This window comes from Pseudomonas sp. GD03858 (assembly GCF_029840925.1).
GTDB lineage: Bacteria > Pseudomonadota > Gammaproteobacteria > Pseudomonadales > Pseudomonadaceae > Aquipseudomonas.
On sequence record NZ_JAOCDM010000220.1, the window covers coordinates 1 to 1,239 of the forward strand.

At 56.7% G+C, this 1,239-nt stretch carries 1 protein-coding gene; it reads left to right on the plus strand.

The features are described 5' to 3' along the window. Positions 1–249 precede the first annotated feature (249 nt). Positions 250–1,221 carry an IS110 family transposase gene (locus N5D48_RS26115; RefSeq protein WP_279889024.1) on the plus strand — a complete coding sequence of 324 codons (972 nt, stop codon included), beginning with the start codon at positions 250–252 and terminating at the stop codon, positions 1,219–1,221. The last annotated feature ends 18 nt before the right edge of the window (positions 1,222–1,239 follow it).

Here is a 1,239-nt window from a genome sequence, read left to right on the forward strand (position 1 = left end):
CAAGGCCGCTCCTTGTATCTCGACTTTCACTTCCCAAGAGGCGAAAGTTCTCGACTGATCATCGAGGGAAGGTCATGAAGCGGAGCCGCTCCGAGGGCATCGAGCCCGCACTGTAGATAACGCTCTGACCTTCCAACCCCACTCGAACAGTTCGAACGGTATCTAGTGCCCGCCCCCGGCGTGAGCACGCATTCACAAGGTTGAACCGAGTGTAGGGTGATCAACTTTCGTAGTTTGAAGGAGAGGATCATGTCTGCTGTTATTGGCGTTGATGTAGCCAAAAGATCTTTCGACATCGCCACCGCACTTCCCAATGGGAAGACCCGTACCAAAGCCAAGTTGACCAACGATTCCGGTGGGTTCGAGCAGTTCAACGACTGGCTTGAGCGCCATGCCGAGCCGAGTGCCTGGGTCGTCATGGAGGCCACAGGGACCTATCACGAATCGCTGGCTGAGTACCTTCACAACAAAGGCTATCGGGTATGTGTTCTGAATCCGGCAGTGATCGCGAAGTTTGCTGATGTAGAGCTTCGGCGCGTCAAGACAGATAAAGCTGACGCCAAAGTCATCGCTGCCTATGGCCAACAAAAAGCTGCCTCTCTTCGCCAGTGGGAGCCTGAGCCACCAGCACAGCGCCGCTTACGCGCTCTGGTGCGACGACTGGACGACCTCAAGGAAATGCGCCAGATGGAGCAGAATCGCCTGGATGTCGCACAGGCTGCGGTGCAGGGCTCGATTCAAGCCGTGATCGGACATATTACCGAGGAAATGGAGAAGACCAGGAAGGCTATCGAGCAGACGATCGACGATGATCCAGACCTGCGCCAACGCCGTGATCTGATTACCTCGATTGATGGCCTGGGCGACACGACTGCCGCTTTGCTGCTTGCCGAGTTGGGAGATCCGCTGAAGTACCAAAGCCCTTCTGCCATTGTCGCGTTTTCAGGCCTCAATCCGATGGTGCACCAGTCGGGGGAGCTGATCGGTCAAACGACCATATCTCGTACGGGTGCGTCACGTCTGCGGGCGGGCCTGTTCATGGCTGGCACTGTCTCGATGAGGCACAACCCGGTCGTTAAAGCGCTGGCAGAGCGCTTGAGCAGCCGACGCAAGGCATATAAGCAGATTGTCTGCGCGGCGATGCGCAAGCTGCTGCACTTGGTTTATGGCGTGGTGAAGTCGGGTAAACCGTTTGACCCTCAAATCGCCCTTGCGGGGTGAGGGTCAAGACGGTATCTA

What these genes read in the sequence shown, in the direction of transcription:
- N5D48_RS26115 (WP_279889024.1), top strand. Translation starts at nt 250, where the DNA reads ATGTCTGCTGTTATTGGCGTTGATGTAGCCAAAAGATCTTTCGACATC.